Source organism: Hydrogenophaga sp., from assembly GCF_050250835.1.
GTDB lineage: Bacteria > Pseudomonadota > Gammaproteobacteria > Burkholderiales > Burkholderiaceae_C > Hydrogenophaga.
In genome coordinates, this window is the sequence record NZ_JBFWNX010000007.1 from 76,135 (window position 1) to 101,781 (window position 25,647).

Sequence of the window (25,647 nt, forward strand, 5' to 3'; positions counted from 1 at the left end):
AAGCTCCAGAGGAAGAGGTCAGTCGGAGAAGACAGGGGAGCGCTTCTCGTTTGAGGCGCGCACGGTTTCCAGCTGGTTGGGTGTGCCCAGCAGCTCTTGCTGTTCCACACATTCGGCCAGCAGGCCGGCAGCGGCGGCGGGCGAGCTTTGCACGGCGAACAGCCGCTTGAGCGCGCGCACGGCGTCGGGGCTGCGCCCCGCGATCTCGCGCGCGGTGGCCAGGGCCAGGCTGAGCGGATCGGCGTCCACGCGTGTGACCAGGCCATAGCCCTGGGCCTGTGTGGCATCGAACGTGCGGCCGGTGAAGGCCAGTTCGCGCACGATGTCGTCGCGCATCAGGTCGTAGAAACGCACGCTTCCGGCCATGTCGGGCACCAGCCCCCAGTTGACCTCCATGATGGACATGCGTGTCTCGGGTGTGGCGTACCGGATGTCCGCACCCAGCGCCAGCTCGAGTCCGCCACCCAGCGCGAAGCCGTGTACGGCCGCGATCACCGGCACGGGCAACTCGCGCCAGATCCAGGCCGCGTGCTGAAACCGGTTGCAAAGGCCGTGGGTGCGTTCCACCAGGTCGCGTGTGCCGGCGATGGTGCCGTCCTTCATGTCGGCCAGGACCTGCATGTCGATGCCCGCGCAGAAGCCCCTGCCTTCGCCGGCCAGCACCACGGCGCGCACGCTGCGGTCGGCGCGCAGCCGCTCGCCGGCGTTGATGATGGCGTCGAACATGGGCCCATCCAGGGCATTGGACTTATCGGTGCGCACCAGGGTGACGCGGGCGACATGGTCGTCGCCCACTTCCACCTTCACGCGTGGGTCGTGGTTCATTGAAAACACTCCTCTGTCAGGCGTTTGGCGACTTCTTCCAGCATCACCTCGGTGGCGCCGCCGCCGATGGTCAGGATGCGTGCGTCACGGGTCATGCGTTCCAGCGGGCAATCGGCCATGTAGCCCGCGCCGCCGTGCAACTGCAGGCACTCGCGCATGACGTCCTGCACGGTCTCGCCAGCCAGGGCCTTCACCATCGACACCTCGCGCACGCAGTCCTGCCCCTGCGCCACGCGCACGGCGGTCTGGTGCACCAGCGCCGCCACGGCTTGCTGGCGCGCGGACAGCATGGCCAGCCGCTGCCGCGTGGCCTGCAGATCCCACAGCGTGCCGCTGAATGCGCGGCGCGATTTCACGTGAGCCAGTGTCACTTGCAGTGCACGGCGACCCAGGCCCACTGCCATGGCGCCCAGCACCAGCCGCTCGTTCTGGAAGTTCTCCAGGATCGCGTGAAAACCGGCGTCTTCCTCGCCCAGGAGGCTGTCGGCGGGGAGCCGCGCGCCGGTGAACACCATGTCGGCGATGTCCGACGAATGCAGACCGAGCTTGCGCGGCATGGGCCTGATCTGCAGGCCAGGCGTGTCCGGCCGCACGATGAACAGCGAGATGCCACGGGTGGCCTTGACATGGGCATTGGTGCGAGCTGCCACCACCATCACATCGCCATGGACGGCATTGGTGGCGTAGGTCTTCACCCCGTCGAGCACCCAGCCATCGCCGTCGCGGCGAGCCGTGGTCTGCAGCGCTGCAAGGTCGGAACCCGCTTCAGGCTCCGAGACAGCAATGCCGCAGATGAGTTCGCCAGACAACATGCCAGGCAGGTAGCGCGCGCGCTGCGCGGGCGAGCCGCGATGCCCGATGTGGGTGGACGACATGTCGGTGTGGATCAGCACCGCCTCCGCCACACCGCCATACGACGAGGCCGAGAGCTCCTCTGAGAACACCACGGAGCCGACAGGCCCCAGATTCCGGCCACCGTCCCGCTCGGCATGGCACAGGCCCAGCAGCCCCTCGGCGCCCAGCGCCCGGAAGGCTTCGTGGGGGGTGGTGCCGGCCTGCTCCCAGGCATCGCCATGGGGTTCGATGTGGTTTCGCACATGGCGCCGGGCGGCTTCGCGCAACTCGACGATGCGGGGGTCGTCGAAGGACGTGGGGTGGCTCATGTCGGGATCATATAATAAACCGACGCGGCGGACTATTAATGGATTTCCCGAAGGCTGCAGACGCAACGCCGTCCTGCTTCACATCAGGAACGCCATGGTCGTGAGCGCCTTGTCGTTGTTCACCAGTGCCACCTTCTTGAACGCGAGCCGCCATTGGCCATCGACCTGGCGCAGCAGGTACTCGTTGCGGGCGGCCCAGACCGTCTGGCCGCGCCGGTGCGATTCATACAGCACCATGTTGGCGGTGACGCGTGTGCCGCCGGGCTCGTCTCCCAGCACCTCGACGTTGCCAATCACGCGGCGCAAGCGGGACGTGGGCATCTGGCTGTAGCGCTTGCCAGTGAGGAACTGGCGGATGCGCAGTCCGATGCGCGAGCGATTGTCGTAAAGGATGGACATGTCGAGCTCGGGGTCGGTCTGTTCTCCATTGGCGGGTATCCAGTAGGTGGCGTCGTCCGTCCACAAGGCCTCCCATTCGAGGAAGCGGTGTTCGTCCTGAAGGCGGGCCTCGCGGTAGAGGAACTGGGTGATCCCGTGGTAGCGCACCAGCTCGGCCAGGTCGGTGGTCATCATGCGGTCCGAAGCGCCCATCACACGGCCTCCATCAATGAACGGTAGTGTTGCCACATGCCGCGCGAGCACAGGTCGTCGGTGGCATGGCCGATGCGGTATCCCTGTTCGTCCAGCCGCTCCCGGTGGCTGCCGCGCGCCAGGTACACCCATTCGGGCTTCTGCTCCTGCACGCCGCGGTGCGAGCGTTCGTACATCTCGGCGTCGTCGGCCAGCAGGAAACCGGCCGGGCCCACCGAGCCCATGGTCTGCTGGCGCAGACGCCGGTTGAAGTCCGGCGCACCTTTGAACTGCAGCGCCGTGACGTGTTGCACCGTCTCACCCACCGACAGCGGCTGGATCGAGAACATCTGGATTTCCGCGATGAACAGGTTGGGGAAGATCATGATGTGCGGCGTGCCGTCAACCATGATCTGGCGAGCCTTTGCTTCGCCGTAGGCGGCGTTCATCTTCGCCACGTAGTCGGGCAGCTTCTCGGGCGCGGTGCCAAACCAGGACAGTGGCTGGTCCCGCAGGCGGAATTCCGGGCGCAGGTCCACCTCGCTGTGGCCGTTGCCGAAGTAGCGCGTCACCGCCGAGGAGGTGTCGGCGTAGAGCGAGCCGATCTGGCTTTCGGCCACGTCGAAGATGGAGGCGTGCACGAAGGCAGGGTGGTAGCCGTCGGTCTCGTTTTCCATCACGAACTTCCAGTTCGCCAGCACCTTGTGCTGCAGAAAACCCGAGGTCACCTCCACCTCGCCTTCGGGCGAGTTGCTGCACAGGTTGTCGATGGCCTGCATCGCGCCGCCCAGGTGCTCCTCCAGCGTGGGCCCTTCCTCGGCCATCGACCCGAAGACAAAGCCTCGGTAGATGCCCACGCGGGCCACCTTGCCCAGGCCGAGCTGTTTGCGCTGGTCCTGCGCATAGCCGGAGGGAAACGGGTAACCGCGCAGGCTGCCGTCGATGCCGAAGTTCCAGCCGTGGTAGTTGCAGGTGAAACTCTTCTGGTTGCCGCGGTGTTTCTCGCACACCTGGTTGCCCCGGTGCGGGCAGCGGTTGTGCAACAGGTGAACCTGGCCGTCCTTGTCGCGTGTCATCAGCACCGGGTCGGGGCCAATGGACTTCATCACGAAGTCGTGGGGGTTGGGAACTTCGCTGGTGTGGCCCACATAGACCCAGGTGCGCTGCCAGATCTTGCGCAACTCTTCCTGGTAGATCGCGGGATCGGTGTAGATGGATCCATGCACCTGTTCGGGCTGGATCAGGTGCGCCCAGTCGTGCCGCCGGGCGGGTGGGGTGATGATGGCCTCAGTCATGCGTGTCCCTCTGGATGTTTGGTTAAACCGACGCGTCGGTCTATATATGATCCAGAGCCATGACCCCATGGACCTTGACCTGCGTCAAGGAACGCGCACGTTCAGACCTCCAGCAGCACGTGCCCCATCAACTCCCCGCGCTCCACGATGTCGTGCGCCTCGGCAATGCGGTCCAGTGGCAGACGCAGGGCCACCGTGTGGCGCAGCCGCTGTGCGCGCAGGAGCGCGTCCAGCTCCCTGAGCGCGGCCTCCCGGTCGACCGGGGGGATGTCGTAGATCATGAAGAATTTCAATGCGATGCTGTTCTGCATGAGCCACAGCGCCGGCAGCGTGGCCTCGGCGCCCGTGATGCCGTAGACCACGACCTGGCCATGCGCCTTCAGCAGGCCCGGGTACTGCGCTGCGTTGGCGGTGAGGTTGACTTCGATCACCGCGTCCACACCGGCGCCACCGGTGGCCGCCTTCACCCGGGCGGCGAAATCGCTGGAGCGGTAGTCGAACACATGGTCCGCCCCGGCGGCCAGCGCGTGCTGGGCCTTGGCGGGCGAGCTGGTGCTGGCGATCACCGTGGCGCCGCGTGCCCGCGCCATCTGGATGGCGTAGTGGCCCACCGAACCGGCACCACCGGCCACCAGCACCGTGGTGCCGGGGTGGGGCGCAGCCAGGCGCACCGCGTGCATGGCCGTGAAGGCCGGAATGCCCAGGCAGGCGCCGGCTTCCTCGTCCACGCCATCGGGCAGCTTCACCGCCTGCGCAGACGGCAGCGCGATCCACTGAGCCGCTGTGCCGAAGGGGCGTTTCCACTGGCCGTTCCAGATCCACACGCGTTCGCCAATGCGCGAAGCCTGCACACCCTCGCCCACCGCGTCGATCACGCCTGCACCGTCGCTGTGAGGAATGATCAGGGGCGCCATCAGCTTGCGCCCACCGCCCCCCTTGCGTGTCTTCCAGTCGGACGGGTTGACGCCGGACCAGCGCAGGCGCACGCGAACTTCGCCTGGCCCGGGCTCGGGTGTCGGCTGCTCGCCGACGGTGAATACCTCGGGCGCAGGGCCCTGGTGTGAGTAGCAGGCAGCGCGCATGGTGCTCTGGAGGAAGGTTTCAGGCTGGCGCGCAGGGCGCCGGGTGGAGCTGCCACACCGGCCCGGCCTTGCTCACCTGGGCGGGCACGTCGTGCCCCACCACGGCTGGCAGGTCGCGCGAGACGGCGAGCAGGCGTTCGAGATCGACGCCGGTGTCGTGCCCCATGGTCTGCAGCATGTGCAGCGCGTCTTCACTGGCGATGTTGCCACTGGCTCCCGGCGCGAACGGGCAGCCGCCGAGGCCGCCGAGCGAACCGTCGAACCGCACGATGCCGGCTTGCACCGCGGCCAGCACGTTGGCCAGGCCCATGCCACGGGTGTTGTGGAAATGCATGACGAGTTGCAGTGATGCGGGCAGCACACGTTGCAGCGCCTCGGCCATGGCCTGCACCTGCACCGGGTTGGCCATGCCGGTCGTGTCGCACACGGTGACGCCGCGCACGCCCAGGTCGGCAAAGCGCTGCGCCAGCTCGAGCACGGTGGCCTGCGGCACGTCGCCCTCCATCGGGCAACCGAAGGCGGTGGAGAGCGACACATTGACCGCCGCCTGGTCGTCCACCATGCGGATCACGTCTGACAGGGCGGCAAAGCTCTGCGCGCGGCTCATGCGCAGGTTCGCCTGGTTGTGCGATTCGGAGCAGGACATCACCAGGTTGAGCTCATCGGCCCGAGATTCCAGCGCGCGCTCGGCGCCGCGCAGGTTGGGCACCAGCACCGCGTACTCCACGCCGGGCACGCGGCGGATGCGTCCCATCACCTCCTCGGCGTCGCGCAGCATGGGAATGGCCTTGGCGGAGGTGAACGATGTCACCTCGATCTTCGCGTAGCCGCAGTCCGAAAGCGCATCCAGGAGCGCCACCTTGGCATCGGTGGGCACGAATTCTGGCTCCATCTGGAAGCCGTCGCGGGTGACGACCTCGTGAAAAAAGACGCGGCTCACGCAGGGCCTCCTGCCACCACGCCGCGCCGGCGCAGCTCGTCGATCTGCATGGGCGTGAGGCCGATCTCGCGCAGCACGGCATCGGTGTCCTGGCCCACGTCGGGTGCGTTGCGGCGGTGGCCGCCGGGGGTGCGCGAGAGCTTGGGCACGATGCCGGGCACGGTGAGATCGCTGCCATCGGCCATGCGCACGGTCTCCAGCATGCCGCGCGCCTGGTAGTGCGGGTCGGCGGCAATGTCGGCCACGGTGTAGATGCGGCCCGCAGGCACCGAGGCCGCGTCCAGTGCGGCCAGCACCTCGGCCACGTCGTGTCGGGCGGTCCAGTCGCCGATGGCGGCATCGAGTTCGGCCACGCGCGCCACGCGCCCCGCGTTGTCTGCCAGCGCAGGATCGGCCGCGAGATCAGGTCGGCCCACCGCGCCCATCAGGCGCTTGAAAATGCTGTCGCCATTGCCTGCGACCAGCGCGTAGTGGCCGTCCTGGCAGCGGTAGGCGTTGCTCGGGGCAATGCCCGGCAACGCGCTGCCAGCCGCGCCGCGCACCGCACCGAACGCGCTGTACTCGGGCAGCAGACTCTCCATGCAGTTGAACACCGCTTCGTACAGCGCCACGTCGATCACCTGGCCCCGCCCAGACCGCTGCCGCTCCTGCAAGGCCAGCAGGATGCCGATGACCCCGTGCAGCGCGGCCAGCGTGTCGCCAATGGACACGCCCACGCGCACGGGCACGCGACCGGGTTCGGCAGTGAGGTGGCGCAGGCCGCCCATGGCCTCGGCCACCACGCCGAAGCCTGGCCGGTCGCGGTAGGGCCCGGTCTGCCCGTAGCCACTCACGCGCAGCACGATCAGGCGCGGGTTGGCCTGCAGCAGCACATCGGGCGAGAGTCCCCAGCCTTCCAGGGCACCGGGCCGGAAGTTCTCGATCAGCACATCGCACTCGGACGCCAGCTTGCGAACGATGTCCTGCGCCGACGGCTCGTTCAGGTTGAGTGCGACCGAGCGCTTGTTGCGCGACTGCACCTGCCACCAGACCGAGGTGCCGTCCTTGAGCAGCCGCCACTTGCGCAAGGGGTCGCCGGCACCGGGGGGTTCGATCTTGATGACGTCGGCGCCGAAATCCGCCAGGGTCTTGGCAGCAAACGGACCGGCAATGAGCTGGCCCATCTCGAGGACCTTGAGACCCGCGAGCGGGCTGTGGGCAGTTGCGTCGGTGTCGGGCATGCGTCAGGCGGGTGTCACGCGCAGGGGCAATTTGTCGAGCATGCGCATCTGGTTGATCGGTCGATAGGTGGGTCTGGCGGTGAGCTCGATGGCCTTGATGCGCCGCGCCATGGCGCCCAGCAAGGCTTCGGACTCACCGCGCGCAATCATCTGGCCGATGCAGGCGTGCGCACCAGTCCCCATGGCCAGGTGGTTGCCCGCGAGCTGAGGCCGTTCGATGTCGAAGGCATCGGGGCGGTCCCAGTGCCGGGGATCGCGGTTGGCCGCGCCCAGGAACACGCCGAGCTTCATGTCGCCGTCGAGCCGGATGCCCGACACGCTCGTGGGTCCCACGGTGGTGCGGTACGTGACCTGGAACGGCGCCTCGTGGCGAATGCCTTCCTCGAACGCGGCTTTCACCCGGCTGGGGTCGGCATGCACCTTGGCCCATTGATCGGGATGCAGCGCGAGCTGGTGCAGCGTGAAGCCCATGCCAGCGATGGTGGAGTCGGTGCCGCCGCCCACGAAGCTGCGGATGATGTTGGATGCCACGCCTGGATCGAAATCGCCTTTGTCTTCGGCCTGGAACAGCATCTCGGCGATGGATCCAGGCAACACCGCGTCGCGCTGCACCGTCTGCTCGAACCATTCGAGGTACGGCTGAGCGCGCGCCATGGCGGCGTGGTAGAGCGCGTTCTTCGGGCCGCTCTGGTTGAAGCGCATCTCGCCGATGGCCAGGGTCTCGGTGCGCGGCAGGCGCACCCCCACGGCCGCGGGAAAGGCGTCCAGCACGAAAGCCTCGACGCCCTGCTCGACAGCATCGAACTCGCGCAGGTCGATCATCTTCTGCACCAGCGCCTCGGCCCTCTCGGCAAAACCTTCCTTGAAGCGGCGGATCGCCACTGGAGAAAGCACGCGCGTGACGGCCGCGCGCACCTGGGTGTGGTCGGGGGGGTCCACTTCCAGCAGCCGGCTCGGTATGCGGAACTCGCCCGGCTGCCGGATGTCCTGGATGCCGATGCCCGCGCCGGTCATGAAGCGTGCGTGATCGGCGAGCACCGCCTTGGCCTCGGCGTGCCGCCCTGTGGCGTAGACGCCGTGCGGCTTGATCAGCACCACGGGGCCGGCGTCGCGCAGCGCCGCCTGGAACGCATAGGGGTCGCGCAGCACATCCATGTCGTAGGGGTCGATGTCCAGGACGGGCGCTTCCTGCAATTCGCTTTCGGTGATCATGCTCATCAAGGCTCCTCGGTGTTCAGCCCTGGCATCTTGCGGCTCGCGAGCGCACGCGTCTGTCCCCTCGCCGGGGACGCGGTCCGCGCGGCATCAGGCCCCGGCCTCCGACGTGCGCCAGCGCGCCTGCAGGCCGAGGTACCAGGCCAGCAGTTCGCGCTCGCTGCCGATGCCCATCCGCCGGTAGGCCAGCTTGCGGAAGGTCTTCACCGTCTCGGCGCCAACGCCCAGGTCCTGCGCGATGCGGCGGGTCGACAGGCCATGAAGGATGCGCGCGCAGACTTCGGCCTCGCGCCTTGCCAGGGGTGTCAGGGCCGTGAGACAGGCCTGCGTGTCGGCGAGCGAGCGGAAGACATCGCACTGGGCGCTGCGTCGCAAGACCGCGCCAGAGAGGTCCGCGTGTTTGGCCAGCACCGAGATCAGCACCTGGGCCGATTCCGCAATCCGGCCAATGCCGTCGGGCGTGAAGCGTCCTCGCCCTTCCCGCAGGATGCTCACGCTGTAGGCCGAGCGGCCGCTGCGGCCGGCAATCACCACACGATCGCGGATGCGAGGCCAGACGGCCTCGCGCAAGTCCTCGTCCTGGATGTCGCTCACGTCCACGCGCATCAGCAGGGTCTGGTGGACCGGCAGGCGGGTCTGTGCGTACACCATCGCCGGGTCCTTGGCCCAGGTCTGGCGTTGCAGGTAGGTCGAGACGCGGGCGTGGGCGGTGGCCGAGCCGTCGTGGCTGCCGGTCACGAGTTCGCTGGGCGCGTCGGGCCCGAGCTGGAACACCGCGCAATAGTCCGCGCCGCAGGTCTCCTGCAGAAGGTTCAGCAACGTCGCGCCAAACCGGTCCGTGCCGGTGGCCTCCAGCGCGTGAACCAGCGAGCGCGCGGGCGTGGGCGATCCCCCCGCAGGGGGAATGAAATTGCAGGTGCCGGGAGATAGAGTCGCCATCACACCCGCATTCTGAAGGAGACAAGCATGAACAAGCGACATATTCTGGCCGCGGCCCTGGCCGCTCTCGCCACCACCTGGGCGCCAGCCGCGCTGGCCCAGGACCGGTTCCCCAACCAGCCGATCCGGCTCATCGTGCCGTATCCGGCGGGTGGCGGCACCGATTTCTTCGCTCGCTCCATCGCCCCCGGCATGGGCGAAGCGCTCGGCCAGCAGGTGATCGTCGACAACCGCCCGGGCGCCAGCGGCATGATCGGCGCGCAATACGTGGCCCAGAGAGCACCGGCCGATGGCCACACCATCCTGCTGGGTGACATGACCACGTATGCGGTCAATCCCACCATGTTCGAGAAGCAGCAGCAGTACGACGTGCAGAAGGACCTGGCGCCGGTGACCATGGCGGCCCGCTTCGATTTCCTGCTGGTGACCAACCCGGCCGTGGTGCCAGGCACCAGCGTGGCCGACGTGGTGGCCGCCGCCGCAGCCTCGCCCAGCGGCCTGAACTACGCCTCGCCCAGCATCGGCACCACCCACCACCTGGCCATGGAGATGCTGGCCCGCGAGGCCAAGGCCCGCCTGATCGCCATCACCTACAAGGGCGGCGGCCCAGCCGTGCAGGACCTGCTGGGCGGCCAGGTGGGCGTGATGTTCCTGGACCGCGCCACCGCCAAGCCGCACCTCGAATCGGGCAAGCTGCGGCCCATCGCCGCCGCCGGCGCCACGCGCATTGCACTTTTTCCCCATGTGCCCACCGTGGCCGAATCGGGCATCAAGGGCTTCAACGTGGAGGGTTGGCAGGGCCTCACGGTGCGGGCGGGCACGCCCGAGCCGGTGATCCAGGCCATTGCCGCCGCGTACGCCAGGGCGGTGTCGGCGCCCGAGCTGAAAAAGAAGCTGTCCGACGCCGGCATCGACACCGTGACCTCCACGCCGGGCCAGTTCGCCGCTCACATCCAGGCCGAGACCGTGCGCTGGCGCAACGTGATCCGCGACCGCGGCATCAAGGCGGAATAAGGGGCGCCCATGGCCACGTTCGAGACCCCGGTCTTCATCGTGGGGGGCGGCGGCTTCGGCCTGGCCACCTCCATGTTCCTGTCCAACCTGGGCGTGCCTTCGCTGCTGATCGAGCGCCACGCCACGCCTTCACCCATGCCCAAGGCGCGCTACCTCAACCAGCGCACCATGGAGGTCTTTCGCCAGCATGGCCTGGCCGACACCATCTATGCCAAGGCGCTGCCGATCCGGCACGTGTCGACCACCCGCTGGGTCACCAGCCTGGGCGGCGAGGGCCCTCACGATCGCAAGGTGCTCTACGAGATGGAGACCTTCGGCGGCGGTTCCCTCAGCGCGCACTACAAGGCCAACAGCCCGTGCGAGAGCACCATCTATCCGCAGGTTCGGCTGGAGCCGCTGATGCGCGACCACGCCGAGACCCTGGCTCACGGCAAGCTCATGTTCGATTGCACGCTGCTGTCCTTCGAGCAGGACGATCAGGGCGTGACGGCGCAGGTGGAAGACCGTGCCACGGGCGAGACCCACACCGTGCGCGCGCGCTACATGGTCGCCGCCGACGGCGGCAAGACCGTCGGGCCGATGGTGGGCGTGAAACTGGAGGGCACGCCCGAACTCATCGACATGGTGACGATGTACTTCCGGGCCGACCTCTCGGCCTACCTGGACAACGACGATTCCTTTGCCTACTGGATGGCCGCACCCGGTGGCGATACCGGGTCCTGGGGCACGGGTGTGCTGGGCAAGCTCGGCCCCACAGGCGACCGGCACTCCGAGGAGTGGATGTTCCACTTCAGTTTCAAGTCCGACGACCCCGAGCGCTTCAACGAAGACAAGCTGATCCCGCGCATGCGTGCCCTGATGAAGATCCCCGACCTGCAGCCCCAGGTGCTGGGGGTGGGGCACTGGATCGTGCAGGGCGTGCTGGCGGATCGCTACCGCTTCGGCCAGGTGTTTCTCGGGGGCGATGCTGCCCACCGGCATACGCCCACCACCGGCCTGGGGCTGAACTCGGCCATCCAGGACGCGCACAACCTCGCCTGGAAACTGGCCCTGGTGATCGGCGGCCAGGCCAGCGACGCGCTGCTCGACACCTACGAGAGCGAGCGCCGCCCTGCCGCCGAGCGCAACGTCAACTGGGCCCTGTTCACGTTCTCCAACCACCAGCTCACCGGCGCGGCCATCGGCCTGGTGCCGGGCGATCCGCAGCGCAGCCGGACCAACTTTGAAGCCCTGCTGGCCGACAGCGAGGACGGCGAGTCGCGCCGCCACCGCTTCCGCGAGGTGATGAAGATGCACAACACCGAGTACCAGGCCAACGACCTGGAGATCGGTGTGCAGTACGAGCTGGGCGCGCTGGTGCCCGATGGCACACCGCTGCCCCGGCGCGACCCCACGGGCCGCCACTACGTGCCCGCCACCCGACCCGGTGCGCGCCTGCCGCACGCCTGGTTGCAGCGCGACGGAAAAGAGGTGTCCACCCAGGACCTGGTGCCGCGAGATGCGTTCGTGCTGCTCACCGGTCGCCCGTTGTCGCCCTGGGTCGACGCGGCCCGGCGCGCCGCACGCTCCTTCGGCGTGCGCATCGAGGTGGTGTCGATCTGCGACGGTGGCGATGCGCAGGACCTGCGGCACGACTGGCGCCGCATCCGCGAGGTCGGCGACGACGGCGTGCTGCTGGTGCGCCCTGACCAGATCATTGCCTGGCGAACCCTGCAGGGCCATCCCGACCCCGATTCGCAGTTGCAGGCGGTGTTGCGTTCGGTGCTGCGCAAGACGCTGCAGGTGGCTTGAGATGGGCGGCCTGCTCGATCACACCCACGACCCCGCCGCCACGAGCTGGGTGACCCGTGCCAACGGCCACGACAGCTTCCCGATCCAGAACCTGCCGCTGGCGCGCATCGCGCTCGACGGCGCTGAGCATGTGGTCACGGCCGTGGGCGACCACGCGCTGGACCTGACCGCGCTGGCGCAGGCCCCGGGCGTTTCCGGTGAGCTCGCGCTGGCGCTGCAGCCGGTGGCGGGCGGTTCGCTGCAGAACCTCATGGCGGCCGGGCCGCAGGCCAGCCGGGTGCTGCGGCGTGTGCTGTTCGACCTGCTGGGCAGCCACGCGGCGCAGGCGCAGCGCGACCTGGCCTCGGCGCACCTGCTGTCCAGCGATGGCCTGCAACTGCTGCTGCCTTGTCGACCACCAACCTTCACCGATTTCTACTCGTCCATCCACCACGCGATCCGCATCGGTTCGCTGGTGCGGCCCGACGCGCCGCTGCTGCCCAACTACAGGCATCTGCCGGTGGGCTACCACGGCCGCGCGACCTCGGTGTTCCCGAGTGGGCAGGCGTTTCGCCGGCCACGCGGGCAGATCGTGCAGGGCCCCGAACGGCAGGTGGTCTACGCGCCCAGCGCCAGACTCGACTACGAAGCCGAGCTCGGTTTTCTGGTGGGCGCACCCAGCCACGCGGGCGACACCGTGCCGCTGGCACAGGCGCGTGAACACCTCTTCGGCGTGGCCCTGCTCAACGACTGGTCCGCCCGCGACATCCAGTTCTGGGAATACGCACCGCTGGGCCCATTCCTCGGCAAGAGCTTTGCCACCACGCTGGGCGCCTGGGTGGTCACGCGCGAGGCGCTGGAGCCGTTCTGGACCGCGCCACCCTGGGGCGACGACGCAGGTCACACGCTGCTGCCGCACCTGGACGGCACCGAAGAGCGAACGCGTGGCGCGCTCAACGCCACCGTGGAGGTTTACATCCGCAGCGCACGGATGCGGGAACTGGGCGTGTCCCGGCACCGCCTCTCGGTGAGCAACTGCGCCACCTCGTTCTGGACCGTGGGGCAGATGATCGCGCACCAGACCTCGAATGGCGCCAGCATCGACGCGGGCGACCTGATCGGCTCGGGCACGCTGTCGGGGCCGACCGACGAATCGCGGGCCTGCCTGATGGAACTGACCGAAGGCGGCCAGCGGCCCTTTGCGCTGCCCGGCGGCGAAACCCGCAGCTTCCTGGAGGACGGCGATGAAGTCACCCTCGTGGGCTGGTGCGAAACGCCGGGGCGCGCGCGCATCGGCCTGGGCGAGGCAACGGCGCGGGTGTTGCCCTAGACCGCCAGCCCTTCCCGGAAGCCTTCCAGCACCGCGTCGTCCACCTCGCGCGGCGCCACCGCATCGCCGATGCGCCGCACGGCCACGCCGTGCGCCTGGAGTTGCTGGTACAGATCGTCGGCGCTCTGGCGCATCATGCTCAGCACCACAGTGTCGACCACGATCACTTCCGCCGCGCCGCCCAGTGCACCGCGCAATTCGACCTCGCCCACACCGATGCGCTCCACGAAAGTCGATGTGCGAATCTGCACCCCGGCGGCCACCACGCGCGGCATGATCCAGGGCCAGTCCAGCGTCGCTTCCAGCTTGCGGCCGGCCATGGCGTCGCTGGTCACCACCGTGACCTGCCGGCCCGGCCCGGCCAGCAGGCGCGCCAGGCCCAGCGGCAGGTAGTCGCCGTTGTCGTCCACCACCAGCACGTTCGCGCCGCAAGCCGCGGGGTTCGCCAGCGCGGTCAGCGGGTCCATCACGCGAGCACCTTCGGCCCGCGGGATCGCATCGCGGTCGGGGCGAAAGGTGCTGAAGCCGCTGGTCTGCCAGCGCGCGCCGGTGGCGATGATCACTTCATCCGCCGCCCATGCGAGCACGTTGTCGACCGTGGCTTCCTTGCCGAGTTCGATCGCCACGCCGCGGCGTCGGATCGAGGCCTCCAGGTCGTCCACCAGAAAATTCCATGAACCGTAATCGGGCAGGCGCGCGGCCTGGCGCACCTGGCCGCCCAGCTGCGTGTCGCGCTCCCAGAGCGTCACCGCATGGCCGCGCTGCGCGGCGGTGTCTGCGGCCTTCAGGCCGGCTGGCCCACCGCCGATCACCAGCACCTTGCGCGGGCGGGCGGCGGCCTGCATCGCCGACACGCCCACCGTGGCCTCGCGGCCAGTGGCCGGGTTCACGGTGCAGCTCAGGTTCTGGCCCAGCCGTCGCCAGCAGCCCTGGTTGGCACCCACACAGCGGCGGATCTCGTCGGTGCGACCCTCCCGCGTTTTCTTCACGATCTCGGGATCGGCGATGTGCGCACGCACCAGCCCGACCAGATCGGACTGGCCGTGCGCCACGATCTGCGCGGCGGTGGGCAGGTCGCGCACCGAACCCTGGATCAGCAGCGGGATGCGGCCACCGAGCGCGTCGCGCACCAGTTTCGCGTGGGTCGCCAGCGGCGCGGTTTCGCCGCTGGAGGCGGGCGGCACCAGCTTGTGGTTGAAGTGGTAGTCGGTGTGCGAGAGGCACACGTAGTCGAACAGGGCCTCGCGTTCGAGCACCTGCACGATGCGCGCGGTCTCCTGCGGTTGCGTGCCCGCTTCACCCAGGTACTCGTCCAGGCTCAGCTTGATGCCCACCACGAAATCCGGGCCGCAGCGGGCCCGCACCGCCCGGCCGATTTCCAGCGCCAGACGCGCGCGCCGTTCGGTGTCGCCGCCCCATGCATCGTTGCGACGGTTCCAGTACGGCGAGAGGAAGTTGGAGAGCAGGTAGCCATGCGAACCGTGAATCTCCACGCCGTCGCCGCCGCCAGCCTGCACGTTGGCAGCGGTATCGGCGAAGCCGGCGATCACGTCCTGGATGTCCTGCTCCTCCATCGGCTTGGGCATGGACCGGTGCACCGGCGAGGGAATGGCCGAGGGCGCCAGCACGGAGCCCCACTGGTCCAGGCGGTCCGTGCGGCGGCGACCACTGGCGCCCATGTGCGTGATCTGCACGAACACGGGAACACCTTCGGCTTTCGCGGGCGAGACGAACTGGCGCACCGCATCGGCCCAGCCGGGCTCCCAGGGCGAGACACCGGCGGCCGCGCTGCTGGCGTGAACGTGAAAGCCGTGCGTGACGATCAGGCCCAGGCCGCCGCGCGCGCGCTCACGCAGGTAGCTGCCGTAGGTGGCCGCGTCGTAGGTCGGCTGGTGGGCGGGCAGGTAGATGCGGTTGCGCGCCTGCACATGGCCGATGCGCACCGGTTGCCAGAGAACGTCGAGATCGCTCACGAGAAGCACACACCACCGTTCACGTCCAGCACGGCGCCGGTGGTGAAGGTGGCGCCCTCGGAAGCGAGAAACGCGCAGGGCCAGCCGATTTCCTCGGGCTGGCCGAAGCGCTTCATGGGGTAGGAATCCAGCGCGAAGGGCTGGTTGGCCGAGACCAGCAGCGGCGTGAAGATGGCGCCAGGCGCGACACCATTGACGACCACGCCACTGGCCGCAGCCTGTCGCGCGTAGTAGCGCACCAGCGTGGACAGGGCGCCTTTGGATGCGGCATAGGCTGGCTCCACCGCCAGCGTCGAACCCGCATTGCGAGCGCCCATGGAACTGGTCAGCACGATGCGCCCGCGCTTTCGCTCCATCATGCCCGGCATCACGGCGCGGATCAGGTTGACCGGCCCCTTGACGTTGATGTCCATGGTGCGTGCGAAGAGTTCTTCCCATTCGTCTCCGCCGTTGAGCCAGTCGCCCTTGACGTAGTAGCCGCTGGTGTCCACCAGCGCGTCCAGCTCGACGCCGATGTCGCGCACCACGGCGTTCACGTCGTCGCGCTTTGTGTTGTCCAGCGCGAAGGCAGCGCGCGCGCCGATCTCCCTGGCCAGATCGGTGGGCGCCTTCAGGTCGGCAATGAAGAGTTCGGCGCCCAGTGTGGCGAACACGCGCGCCGTGGCGCCGCCGATGGCGCCACCGGCCCCCGTGAGGAAGACGCGCTGGCCGCGCAGGTCGAAATGGTTCTTGAGGTTCATGGGGTTCACGGATGGGTTCAGAGGGAGGAGGGTGGCGACGGTTCGGCATACACGCCGCCTTCGAGGAGTGCGCGCGAGCCCAGGTCGGCTCCGTTCCAGCGCGTGAAATAGCCGGCGGTGGTGCCGCCGTCCACCGACAGCACGGCGCCGTTGACGAAGCTCGCGCCGTCGGAGAGCAGGAAGAGAGTGGGGCCGGCCTGCTCATCGGCGCGCGCCAGTCGCGCCATCGGCACCCGGTCCATCATGGCGTGCTGCATGTGGTCTGGGGGGATGTTGGCGCGCACCAGCGGCGTGTCCACCACACCGGGAGCCACGCTGTTGACGCGCACGCCATGGCGCCCCCATTCGATGGCCAGCGCCCGTGTGAGACCGATCACGCCGTGCTTGGATGCGCTGTAGTGCGCGCGGCCCGCGTGGCCGCCCAGGCCGTCGACCGAAGAGATCGTCACGATCGCGCCGCGCTGGCGCGCGAGCATGCGCCGGCCCACCGGCTGGATCGAGCGGAACATGCCGCTGAGGTTCACCTCCAGGCAGCGCGTCCAGACCTCGTCGGGCATGGTGGCGGCGGGCTGCGGCGGCGAGATGCCGGCACAGGCCACCATGCCGTCGATGGGCCCGAGTCCGGCTTCGACCTCGGCCACCGCGGTTTCGCAGGCCTGGGCGTCGCGCACGTCCAGCGTGCAGGCCATCGTCCGCACGCCCAGCGCGCGCAGTTCGGCGGCCACTGCTGCGGCGCGCTCGGCCACAGCGTCCGCCACCGCCACATGCGCGCCACCTTGAGCGGCCTCCAGCGCGATGGCGCGACCGATGCCGGAACCACCGCCTGTGATGAAGAGCACGCGGCCGTTGAGTCCGTAGTCCATCACGCGGCCTCCGCGACTGGGCGTGCGCTCGCCGGCTGGTGCGCGGCAGCCATCTGTTGCGCCGCGATGTAGCCGAAGGTCATGGCCGGGCCAATGCTCGAACCGCCGCCCGGGTAGAGGCCGCGCATCATGGAGTTCATGTCCAGGCCGGCCGCATACAGACCGGGCACCGGCTTGCCGACGGCGTCGAGCACCTGTGCCCTGCCGTTGGCCGCCAGCCCGCCCACCGTGCTCAGGTCGCCGGGGTACAGGGCCACGGCGCAATACGGCCCTTCGCCCACCGGCGCCACGCCCGGGTTGGGCGCGTGTGTCTGGTCGCCACGGAAGCGTGAATGCGCGTCGGCGCCTTTGCCGAACTCGGGGTCGCTGCCGTGTTCGGCGCTGTCGTCAAAGCGCTGTACCGTGGCTTGCAGGGCATCGGGTGGCACGCCGATGCGGCGCGCCAGTTCGGCCAGCGTGGGCGCCTCGATCAGGTAGCCGTCCTTCACGAAACGCCTGGCGCTGAAGGGCGAAGGCCGGGCCAGGCCCATGCCGTACTTGCGCAGGAAATCGCGGCTGGCCACCAGGTGCACCTTCGTGAAGCCGCGCTGGTGCATGGTCTTCACGAAGGTCTGGTAGGACGTGCCCTCGTTGACGAAACGACGCCCGTCCGGCCCCACCACGATGCAGCCCGGCATGGCGCGGTCGATGAAGATGTGCGGGTACCGGACCACGCTGCCATCGGGCCTGTGGTGAACCGACACCGGCGTCCAGATGCAGTCGCCCGCATGTGCGGGATCGTGGAAGCCGCCTGCTGCGCTGCCCATGCGCACGCCATCGCCCACATTGCCCTCAGGTTGCAGCGAATGGTGGTGCGCCGCCATGGGAATGAACTTCGCGCGCAGCGCCTCACTGGCGCCGTAGCCGCCGCTGGCCAGCAGCACGCCTCGGCGCGCGCGCACTTCCAGCCGCTGGCCGTCTCGCTGCACGACGACACCCGAGACGGAGCCCGCGTCCGAGGTGATCAGTTCGAGCGCGGGCGTGTTGCGCCACAGCGTGGCGCCGCTCTGGATGGCCGAGTGGAACAGCCGAGCCGCCAGCGCGTTGCCATTCACCAGCCGCGTGCCGCGACCATGCCCGATGCGATCGCGCACGAACCGCGCGATCACTTTCGTGGTGTGACGAAACCCTGCCCAGGTCTTGAGCGCGTGCCGCATCGGATGGATGTCGGCGCCTTCCACCTGCATGCTGCCGAACAGCATCAACTGAGGCAGTGGCATGCGCAGTTCGGCCAGTCGCGCGCCGAGCCGCCGCCCGTCGAACTCGGGCGTGAGCAGCGTGCGGCACTTCGCGGCACCCGGGCGGTCCGACTCGTAGTCCGGCAGGGGGAACGGCTTGAAGCGCACCTCGGAATGGCGCTCCAGGAACTTCAACATCTCGGCCGCGTGATCGAGGTAGCTGTCCACCAGGTCTGCGACGTAGGCTTCGCCCAGCACCGCCCTGAGGTAGGTTTGCGCCGCTTCGCGACTGTCGTCCAGTCCGATCTGCCGCATCACGTGGTTGAAGGGAATCCAGGGCGCACCCCCGGAATACGCGGTGGTGCCGCCAAACCAGGCGGTCTTCTCGACCACCAGTGTTTCGAGTCCGAGATGGCGCGCGGTGATGGCAGCGGTGAGGCCGGCTGCGCCGCTGCCGATGACGACGACGTCGGTTTCGATCATGGAGGAAGTCCTTGGTGGTGCCTGGCGCGACACGGTGGCAGCCACTGTAGGTGGCGGTCCCCGGGGTGTCTGTCCCGTCGGGGGGGACGTAGTGGGAATGCGTCCCCGCGCAGGGGGACTCTCAGAAGCGAGGGGCACCGCAAGAATGCAGCCTCTCTTGCCGCCAACACCCCCCGCATTCCATCGACCTGGAGACGACCATGCTGAATCTGTCCCCCCTCATCCGCCACACCCTTCTGTGTGCCGGCCTCACCAGCGTGCTGGGCACCGCCGGTGCGCAGACCGTGCTGAAGGTGTCCAACTGGATTCCGATGCAACACTCGTACAACACCGAGGTGGTGATCCCTTGGGCGGCGCAGATCGAGAAGGCCACGCAGGGCCGCGTGAAGCTGGAGATCCTGCCCAAGGTGGTGGGCACGCCGGGCACGCAGTATGAAGTGGCACGCGATGGCCTGGCCGACATCGTCACCGTGGTGCCGGGCTACAGCCCGGGGCGTTTCGATGTGTTCGGCCTGGGTGAGCTGCCCATGGCCAGCGCCGATCCGGTCGTGGGTGCGCCGGCTTACTACAACTTTTACGAAAAGCACCTCGCTGCGTTGAACCTGTTCAAGGGCACCCATGTGCTGAGCGCGTTCACCACGTCACCGGGCCAGATCTTCACGTCGAAGAAACCGGTGACCTCGATGGCGGATTTCTCGGGTCTGAAGCTGCGCAGCCCCGTCACCACCACGGTGGACAGCATCAAGGCCGTGGGCGCGGTGCCCATGCAGAAGCCTTCCACCGAACTCTACGAACTGCTCTCTGGCGGCGTGCTCGATGGCACGCTGGCTGGCCCGGACCAGGTCAACGGCATGCGCCTGGGCGAAGTGACCCGGCACCTCACCGTGGTGCCCGGCGGCTTCTACAGCTCCGTCATGGTGGTGCTGATCAACGAGGACGTCTGGAAAAAGATCAGCGATGCCGACCGCAAGTCGATCCAGGCGATCTCAGGCAAGCCCTTTGCCGAACGCATCGGCGTGGTGTTTTCCAAGAGCGTGGCCGATGGCGTGACGGCGTTCAAGGCCAAGGGCGGCACGGTGACAGAAGCGTCGCCCGCCATGGTGGCCGAGATGAAGAAAGCCTTCGATCCCATGGAGAAAGCCATGTTCGACAAGGCCCGCAAGGCCGGATTGGCCAACCCCGAAGGCGCGCTGGCGGAATTGAAAGCCGAGATCGCCAGGAACGAAAGCCGGAAATAAGACATGGCACGGGCCTGGTTGTCAACCGCGATGGGGAGCGTCGCATGTGCGGCGCTGTTCGTGATGATGACCGTGGCGGTGGTCGATGTGATCGCCCGGACGGTCTTCAGCAAACCCATCGGGCCGGCCTCGGAACTGATCGAGCTGGCGATGGTGGTGACCATCTTTCTGGTCTACCCCATCGTCTCGCGCAAGGGCATGCACATCAGCATCGACCTGCTCGACAGCATCACGCCAGATCCCTTGCGCCGCGCCCAGCACGTGCTGTCTGCCCTGCTTGGCGCGGCCGTGTTCGTCGCGGTGGCCTGGCGCATCGGCTACCTGGCCACGGACGCCTGGTCCAGTGGTGAGGTGACGGGCGTCCTGGGCTTGCCCCTGGTCTATGTCTACGGCTTCATTGCGCTGATGTCCGTGGTGACCACCCTGGCTTTTCTCTCACTGCTGCCGCAGGCCTTTTCCCCGGGCGAGTTCGAGCATCCCCGCCTTCCCATCGACGAGGTTCCCGAATGATTCTTCCCGGCCTGCTGGGGTTTCTGGCCGCACTGGGGCTGATCTTCATCCGCGTGCCGATCGGCATCTCGCTGGCGGTGGTCGGTTTCGGCGGCTTCTACGTCCTCAAGGGCCTGACGCCGGCGCTCAGCATGATGGCCATCGCGGCGAAAGACAGCAGCATGTCGTACGCGCTGTCGGTCATTCCGCTGTTTGTGCTGATGGGCAACCTGATCGCTGCCGCCGGCATCTCGTCCGATCTGTTTCGCGCCGCCCAGATGCTGATGGGGCGACTGCGCGGTGGCCTGGCGATGGCCACCGTGCTGTCCTGCGGCGGGTTCGCGGCCGTGTGCGGCTCCAGCGTGGCCACGGCTTACACCATGGGCAAGGTCTCGCTGCCGTCGATGCGGCGTTTCGGCTATGCCGACAGCCTGGCCACCGCTTCGGTGGCCGCCGGCGGCACGCTGGGCATCATCATCCCGCCCAGCGTGATCATGGTGATCTACGGCATTGCCACCGAGACGCACATCGGCAAGCTCTTCGCCGCCGGCCTGATTCCCGGTGTGCTGGGCATCCTCGGCTATTTCGCGGCCATTCGCTGGACGGTGTGGCGCCATCCTGCCAGTGCGCCGCTGGCCGACCCCACGACGCAGGAAGACCGCAAGGACGCCTACCGCCGGGTCTGGCCGGTGCTGCTGCTCTTCGGCGTGGTGCTGGGCGGCATCTACAGCGGCCTGTTCACCGCCACCGAAGCGGCGGGCGTCGGCGCCACGGGCGGCTTCCTGTTCGCGCTGTTTCGCGGCCGACTGGGGTTTGCGCAGTTCTACAAGGTGTTCCTGTCCACGCTGGAGACCTCGGCCGTGATGTTCGCCATCGTGCTCGGTGCCAACATCTTTGGCGAGTTCATGAACATGACCGGACTTGATTCGGCGGTGCTTCAGCTGGTGAAGGGCAACGACCTGCAGCCGATCACGGTGATCTTCATCATCATCGGCATCTACATCGTGCTGGGCGCGCTCATGGAAGAACTCTCCATGATCCTGCTGACCCTGCCGGTGTTCTTTCCGCTCGTGGTCGGGCTGGGCTACGACCCGGTGTGGTTCGGCATCCTCATCGTGGTGCTGTGCCAGGTGGGGCTGATTGCGCCGCCCATCGGCATGAACCTCTTTGTCATCAAGGCGGTGGCACCCGACGTTTCGCTGGCCACCACCATCAAGGGCATCAGCCCCTTTATCGCGGCCGATGTGTTCCGCATCGCGCTGCTGGCGCTGTTCCCGGTGGTGACGCTGGTGTTGCCCAACCTCATGTTTCCCTGAGCGGACACCATGGAACCCTTGGAACTCTTCTACTCGTCAAGCCCCAACGTCTACAAGGTGATGATCGCCCTGGAAGAACTGGAGCTGCCCTACGAACTGCGCCTGGTCGACCTGAGCCTGGGCGAGCAGAAGGACCCGGCCCGGCTCGCCGGCGCGCTGCATGGCAAGGTGCCAGTGCTGCGCGATGCCGCGCCGCTTGACGGCGGCGCGCCCATCACCGTGATGGAGTCCGGCGCCATCCTGCAGTACCTGGCCGAGAAGACCGGGCGCCTGTTGCCGCGCGACCCGCGCGGACGGCTGGAGGCGATGCAGTGGTTGTTCTGGCAGATGGGTGGCCTGGGGCCCATCGGCGGACAGGCCTGGCATTTCCGGGCGTTCGCGCCACGGCTCGAACCCGCCACCGATTTCCGCTACCCGCGCAACCGCTACGACCGGATGCTGGCCGCGCTCTGGGACGTGATGGAGGCGCGGCTGGCCGACGTGGACCACCTGGCGGGCGAATACTCCATCGCCGACATCGCCTGCTTTCCGTGGATCCGCTACCTCACGCCCGACGACCCCGTTCGCTACGCGAAGCTGCTGGCCTGGCGGGACCGCATCGAGGCCCGTGCAGCCGTCGCGCGCTGGTTGCAGCGCAACGAGGCCTTCCAGACACCGTACGGACGCAATGAGCGGGGCGGTCTCGCCTACCCGTTCGAGGGGCTGGCGCGCCACGTGCTCGTGCATTGACGCCAGTGTCCCGAGAACGTCCCCTGCGCGGGGACTGACTTCGCGCCCGGGCTGGACCACAGTCTCCTTCAGGAACCCGAAAACACAGAAAGCCATGCCCAAGGTCATCTACCTTCAATCCGACGGCGAACGGACCGAACTCGACGTGGCCAGCGGCACTTCGCTGATGCTGGCCGCCACCGGCCACGGTGTGTCCGGCGTCGTCGGCGACTGCGGCGGCGTGATGAGTTGCGCCACCTGCCATGTGGTGGTGGAGGACGCCTTCGCCGCCCAGCTGCCACCGCCGAGCGAGACCGAGAGCCAGATGCTGGACTACACCGCCATGCCCCGCGAGCCCCACAGCCGCCTGGCCTGCCAGATCGTGATGACCGATGCCCTGGACGGCATCTGCGTCCGCATTGCCGACCCGCAGCTCTGAAGGGCTGTGAACCCAACTTCCCACCGGAGAGAACCCATGCAAGCCACCGCACCGAGCCACCTGCGCCCTGCCGGCGCCAAGCCCAACCCCGGCCTGACGCCACAGATGTTGAACCATGCCGCGTGGGTGACGCACGACGTGGCCGCAACCACCGACTTCTACACCCGCATCATGGGCATGGAGCTGGCCAGCACGGTCTTCGACGACCACGTGCCCTCCACGGGCGACAAGATTCCCTACTTTCACATCTTCTTCCGCATGGGCGATGGCTCCACGCTGGCGTTCTTCGACGCCCCGGGCGTTCCCGCACCGGCCAAGAGCACGCACCCGGCCTACGAAATCTTCAACCACATCGCGCTGCAGGCCAAGGACCGCGATGAGGTGCTGCGCTGGCATGCGTGGCTCGTCTCCAACGGCGTGGAAGTGATCGGGCCGACCGACCACAAGGGCATGATCCTGTCGATCTACTTCCACGACCCTGCCGGCATCCGGCTGGAGATCACCACGCCGCTGGACAAGGAGTGGAATCGCCACACCGAGAAAGGTTATGCCGACCTCAAGATGTGGCTGGACTGCAAGGAAAAGGCCCAGGCCGAAGGCAAGGACGTACCGACCGAGTTGATCCGCATGATCAAGGAAGTCCGCAAACGATATGACTGAAAGCTCCCCCCCGAAGCGGCGTTCGGCCGCATCCCCGTCAAGGGGGCGCAACCAGCGGCCCGGCAAAGCCGGTACCGCGGTTGCCCTCGAAAAGCCACTTCGTCGATGACACCGATCCAGCTCACGCCGCTATTCCGCATCAAGGCCATCGTCACCGCCCCGCCACAACTGGTGGGCGCGGTGCCGCACGGTTTCACCCGCCGTGTGATGGTGGTCAGCGGCGGCCATTTCGAAGGTGAACGGCTGAGCGGCCAGGTGTTGCCTGGTGGCGCCGACGTGGTGCTGGAGCGCCCCGATGGCGGCCTGCACCTGGACGTGCGGCTGGTGCTGCAGACCACGCAGGGTGAACTGGTCTACATGACCTACAACGGCCGCCGCAACGGACCCACGCCCGAGATCATGCGCAAGATCGTGAACCGCGATCCCATCCCGGCTGGGGCGGACTACTTTCGCGTCGTCGTGCAATTTGAAACCGCTGCGCCAAGGCTGGCCTGGCTCAACGACAAGGTGGCCATCGGCACTGGCACGCGCGAACCCGACGGTCCGGTGTACGACGTGTGGGAGGTGGCATGAAGCGATTTGAAGGGCGCCCTGCCATCGTGACCGGTGCGGCCTCCGGCATCGGGCGGGCGATTGCCCTGCGCCTGCACGATGAAGGCGCACAGGTCCTGGCCGTGGACATCCACGCGGCCAACCTGGCCACGCTGCCGCTGTCGCCCAGCCTGCGCACGCTGCAGGCAGACGTGAACGCCGCAGACGCGCCCAGGCGCATTGCCGACGCCTGCATCGAGGCGTTCGGCGGCATCCGCGTGCTGGTCAACAACACCGGCCTGGGCAACTGCCCGCCGTTCCACGAGACCAGCGACGCCGACTACGACAAGTGGATCGACATCAACCTGCGCAGCAACTTCCGGATCACACGGGCCTGCTTCGATGCCCTGCTGGACAGCCGGGGCGTGGTGCTGAGCATCGCCTCCACCCTGGGCCTGGTCGGCTACCGCCGCCAGGCCGTGTATTCCATGGCCAAGGCCGGTGTGATGGGCCTGACGCGCAACCTGGCAGCCGACTACGCGCACCGTGGCATCCGCGTGAACGCCATCGCCCCGGGCATCATCGCCACGCCACAGACGACGGGGCGCCTGCAGACCGCGAACTTCTACGCCAACATCGTCGGCACCTTGCCAATGGGGCGGCCCGGCCTGCCCGAGGAAGTGGCCGGCGCCGCCGCCTTCCTGTGCAGCGACGACGCCGGCTTCGTCACCGGGCAGGTGCTGGCCGTGGACGGCGGCCAGTCCACCAGTGCGTACATCAGCCAGGCCATGGTGGACTGCTGGATGCAGGCCCACCCCGATCCCCAACCCCCATGAACCTGTGCGGAAAGAGCCAACCATGCGTGTTGCCCTGATCACCGGAGGCGCCAGTGGCCTGGGCCTGGCCAGCGCCCACCGCCTCGCGGCCGATGGCCTGACCGTGGCCGTGGCCGACCTGAAGGCCGACGCGGCCAGCGCCGCGGCCCGGCAGCTCGCGGGCAGCGGGCACATCGGCCTGGCCATGGACGTCACCAGCGAGGCCAGCGTGAGTGCGGCCTTCGACACGGTGCAGGCGCGCCTGGGCCCGGTGAGCGTGCTCGCCTGCTTCGCCGGCATCCTCAGCACCAGCCCCACGCCCGGCCGGCTGCCCACCACCGACATCACGCTGGCCGAGTGGGACGCCGTGATGCAAGTGAACGCACGCGGCAGCTTCCTGTGTGTGCGCGAGATGCTGCGCCGGGTGAACGGGCAGGTCATCGAGCAGGGCCGGATCATCACGGTGTCCTCGCTCGCCGGCCAGATGGGCGGCTTGCAGAGCGGAGCTGCCTACAGCGCTTCCAAGGGTGCGGTGCTGGCCTTGTCCAAGGTGGCCGCGCGCGAAGCTGCGCCGCTGGGCATCACCGTCAACACCATCTCGCCCGGTCCCATCGACACGCCGATGCTGCACCAGACCGTGCCGCCCGAGCAGCAAGGCCAGAAGTACCTGGGCACCGCCAGCGTGCCGCTCGGCCGCATCGGGCTGCCCGAAGAAATCGCTGCCGCCGTGGGCTACCTGGTGTCGCCCGGGGCGGCCTTCGTCACGGGCGCCACGCTCGACGTCAACGGCGGTCTTTCCATGCGCTGAGCGA

General features: G+C 68.1%; 25 protein-coding genes. 12 read left to right on the forward strand and 13 right to left on the reverse strand.

The window, feature by feature from the left end; genetic code table 11:
- Nucleotides 1–18: 18 nt before the first annotated feature.
- The 9 genes from AB7F11_RS11070 to AB7F11_RS11110 form a co-directional block, all read right to left on the reverse strand.
- Entirely contained in the window at nucleotides 19–825 is an 807-nt protein-coding gene (locus AB7F11_RS11070; RefSeq protein ID WP_428288402.1) for a crotonase/enoyl-CoA hydratase family protein, read from the reverse strand.
- A complete protein-coding gene (locus tag AB7F11_RS11075; protein WP_428288403.1) occupies nucleotides 822–1,988 on the reverse strand; it encodes an acyl-CoA dehydrogenase family protein in 1,167 nt (388 codons plus the stop codon). The genes AB7F11_RS11070 and AB7F11_RS11075 overlap by 4 nt, the downstream gene beginning before the upstream one ends.
- Before the next feature lie 78 nt (nucleotides 1,989–2,066).
- Nucleotides 2,067–2,579 carry an aromatic-ring-hydroxylating dioxygenase subunit beta gene (locus AB7F11_RS11080; protein WP_428288404.1) on the reverse strand — a complete coding sequence of 171 codons (513 nt, stop codon included), beginning with the start codon at nucleotides 2,577–2,579 and terminating at the stop codon, nucleotides 2,067–2,069.
- On the reverse strand, nucleotides 2,579–3,853 hold the full coding sequence (locus AB7F11_RS11085) for an aromatic ring-hydroxylating oxygenase subunit alpha (protein ID WP_428288405.1): 1,275 nt from the start codon (nucleotides 3,851–3,853) through the stop codon (nucleotides 2,579–2,581). Before AB7F11_RS11085 ends, AB7F11_RS11080 begins: the two co-directional genes overlap by 1 nt.
- Nucleotides 3,854–3,954: 101 nt before the next feature.
- Nucleotides 3,955–4,935, reverse strand: coding sequence for an NADPH:quinone reductase (locus AB7F11_RS11090; RefSeq protein WP_428288406.1), 981 nt, complete (start codon nucleotides 4,933–4,935; stop codon nucleotides 3,955–3,957).
- A gap of 19 nt (nucleotides 4,936–4,954) precedes the next feature.
- Nucleotides 4,955–5,875 (reverse strand): hydroxymethylglutaryl-CoA lyase, encoded by a 921-nt coding sequence (locus AB7F11_RS11095; RefSeq protein WP_428288407.1) that lies wholly within the window; start codon nucleotides 5,873–5,875, stop codon nucleotides 4,955–4,957.
- Entirely contained in the window at nucleotides 5,872–7,095 is a 1,224-nt protein-coding gene (locus tag AB7F11_RS11100) for a CaiB/BaiF CoA transferase family protein (RefSeq protein WP_428288408.1), read from the reverse strand. Before AB7F11_RS11100 ends, AB7F11_RS11095 begins: the two co-directional genes overlap by 4 nt.
- 3 nt (nucleotides 7,096–7,098) lie before the next feature.
- A complete protein-coding gene (locus tag AB7F11_RS11105) occupies nucleotides 7,099–8,313 on the reverse strand; it encodes a cytochrome P450 (RefSeq protein ID WP_428288409.1) in 1,215 nt (404 codons plus the stop codon).
- An 87-nt stretch (nucleotides 8,314–8,400) separates the two neighbouring features.
- Nucleotides 8,401–9,249, reverse strand: coding sequence for a helix-turn-helix transcriptional regulator (locus AB7F11_RS11110; protein WP_428288410.1), 849 nt, complete (start codon nucleotides 9,247–9,249; stop codon nucleotides 8,401–8,403).
- 27 nt (nucleotides 9,250–9,276) lie between these two features.
- Here AB7F11_RS11110 and AB7F11_RS11115 point away from each other — a divergent pair, with 27 nt between their 5' ends.
- Genes AB7F11_RS11115 through fahA form a run of 3 tightly spaced genes read left to right on the forward strand, consistent with a single transcriptional unit; the run spans nucleotide 9,277 to nucleotide 13,363 of the window.
- The gene (locus tag AB7F11_RS11115; RefSeq protein WP_428288411.1) at nucleotides 9,277–10,263 is read left to right on the forward strand and encodes a tripartite tricarboxylate transporter substrate binding protein; all 987 of its coding nucleotides are present in this window, start codon (nucleotides 9,277–9,279) and stop codon (nucleotides 10,261–10,263) included.
- 9 nt (nucleotides 10,264–10,272) lie between these two features.
- Complete coding sequence (locus tag AB7F11_RS11120) at nucleotides 10,273–12,054, forward strand: FAD-dependent monooxygenase (protein WP_428288412.1); 1,782 nt, start codon at nucleotides 10,273–10,275, stop codon at nucleotides 12,052–12,054.
- A 1-nt stretch (nucleotide 12,055) separates the two neighbouring features.
- Nucleotides 12,056–13,363, forward strand: a complete 1,308-nt coding sequence (gene fahA, locus AB7F11_RS11125) for a fumarylacetoacetase (protein WP_428288413.1) — start codon at nucleotides 12,056–12,058, stop codon at nucleotides 13,361–13,363.
- Here the strand turns inward: fahA and AB7F11_RS11130 are convergent.
- From AB7F11_RS11130 to AB7F11_RS11145, 4 genes are read right to left on the reverse strand one after another with little or no spacing between them, the layout of a single operon-like run.
- Entirely contained in the window at nucleotides 13,360–15,336 is a 1,977-nt protein-coding gene (locus AB7F11_RS11130; protein WP_428288414.1) for an FAD-dependent oxidoreductase, read from the reverse strand. The genes fahA and AB7F11_RS11130 overlap by 4 nt on opposite strands.
- Nucleotides 15,333–16,076: an SDR family NAD(P)-dependent oxidoreductase gene (locus AB7F11_RS11135; protein ID WP_428288415.1), complete on the reverse strand. Its 744-nt coding sequence runs from the start codon at nucleotides 16,074–16,076 to the stop codon at nucleotides 15,333–15,335. Before AB7F11_RS11135 ends, AB7F11_RS11130 begins: the two co-directional genes overlap by 4 nt.
- Nucleotides 16,077–16,093: 17 nt before the next feature.
- Entirely contained in the window at nucleotides 16,094–16,939 is an 846-nt protein-coding gene (locus AB7F11_RS11140; RefSeq protein WP_428288416.1) for an SDR family NAD(P)-dependent oxidoreductase, read from the reverse strand.
- A complete protein-coding gene (locus tag AB7F11_RS11145; protein WP_428288417.1) occupies nucleotides 16,939–18,639 on the reverse strand; it encodes an FAD-dependent oxidoreductase in 1,701 nt (566 codons plus the stop codon). The genes AB7F11_RS11140 and AB7F11_RS11145 overlap by 1 nt, the downstream gene beginning before the upstream one ends.
- Before the next feature lie 200 nt (nucleotides 18,640–18,839).
- Between AB7F11_RS11145 and AB7F11_RS11150 the strand changes: the two genes are divergently transcribed.
- From AB7F11_RS11150 to AB7F11_RS11190, 9 genes are all read left to right on the forward strand, one after another.
- Nucleotides 18,840–19,877 carry a TRAP transporter substrate-binding protein gene (locus AB7F11_RS11150; RefSeq protein WP_428288418.1) on the forward strand — a complete coding sequence of 346 codons (1,038 nt, stop codon included), beginning with the start codon at nucleotides 18,840–18,842 and terminating at the stop codon, nucleotides 19,875–19,877.
- A gap of 3 nt (nucleotides 19,878–19,880) precedes the next feature.
- Nucleotides 19,881–20,387 carry a TRAP transporter small permease gene (locus tag AB7F11_RS11155; RefSeq protein WP_428300742.1) on the forward strand — a complete coding sequence of 169 codons (507 nt, stop codon included), beginning with the start codon at nucleotides 19,881–19,883 and terminating at the stop codon, nucleotides 20,385–20,387.
- A complete protein-coding gene (locus tag AB7F11_RS11160) occupies nucleotides 20,384–21,682 on the forward strand; it encodes a TRAP transporter large permease (protein ID WP_428288420.1) in 1,299 nt (432 codons plus the stop codon). The genes AB7F11_RS11155 and AB7F11_RS11160 overlap by 4 nt, the downstream gene beginning before the upstream one ends.
- Nucleotides 21,683–21,691: 9 nt before the next feature.
- Nucleotides 21,692–22,411, forward strand: a complete 720-nt coding sequence (locus AB7F11_RS11165; protein WP_428288421.1) for a glutathione S-transferase family protein — start codon at nucleotides 21,692–21,694, stop codon at nucleotides 22,409–22,411.
- Nucleotides 22,412–22,505: 94 nt separating this feature from the next.
- Nucleotides 22,506–22,829 carry a 2Fe-2S iron-sulfur cluster-binding protein gene (locus tag AB7F11_RS11170; protein ID WP_428288422.1) on the forward strand — a complete coding sequence of 108 codons (324 nt, stop codon included), beginning with the start codon at nucleotides 22,506–22,508 and terminating at the stop codon, nucleotides 22,827–22,829.
- Between the two features lie 36 nt (nucleotides 22,830–22,865).
- A complete protein-coding gene (locus tag AB7F11_RS11175) occupies nucleotides 22,866–23,489 on the forward strand; it encodes a VOC family protein (protein WP_428288423.1) in 624 nt (207 codons plus the stop codon).
- A gap of 105 nt (nucleotides 23,490–23,594) precedes the next feature.
- Nucleotides 23,595–24,062 (forward strand): DUF3237 domain-containing protein, encoded by a 468-nt coding sequence (locus AB7F11_RS11180; RefSeq protein ID WP_428288424.1) that lies wholly within the window; start codon nucleotides 23,595–23,597, stop codon nucleotides 24,060–24,062.
- The gene (locus AB7F11_RS11185; protein WP_428288425.1) at nucleotides 24,059–24,856 is read left to right on the forward strand and encodes an SDR family NAD(P)-dependent oxidoreductase; all 798 of its coding nucleotides are present in this window, start codon (nucleotides 24,059–24,061) and stop codon (nucleotides 24,854–24,856) included. Before AB7F11_RS11180 ends, AB7F11_RS11185 begins: the two co-directional genes overlap by 4 nt.
- A 22-nt stretch (nucleotides 24,857–24,878) precedes the next feature.
- Nucleotides 24,879–25,643, forward strand: a complete 765-nt coding sequence (locus AB7F11_RS11190) for an SDR family NAD(P)-dependent oxidoreductase (RefSeq protein WP_428288426.1) — start codon at nucleotides 24,879–24,881, stop codon at nucleotides 25,641–25,643.
- Nucleotides 25,644–25,647 lie beyond the last annotated feature (4 nt).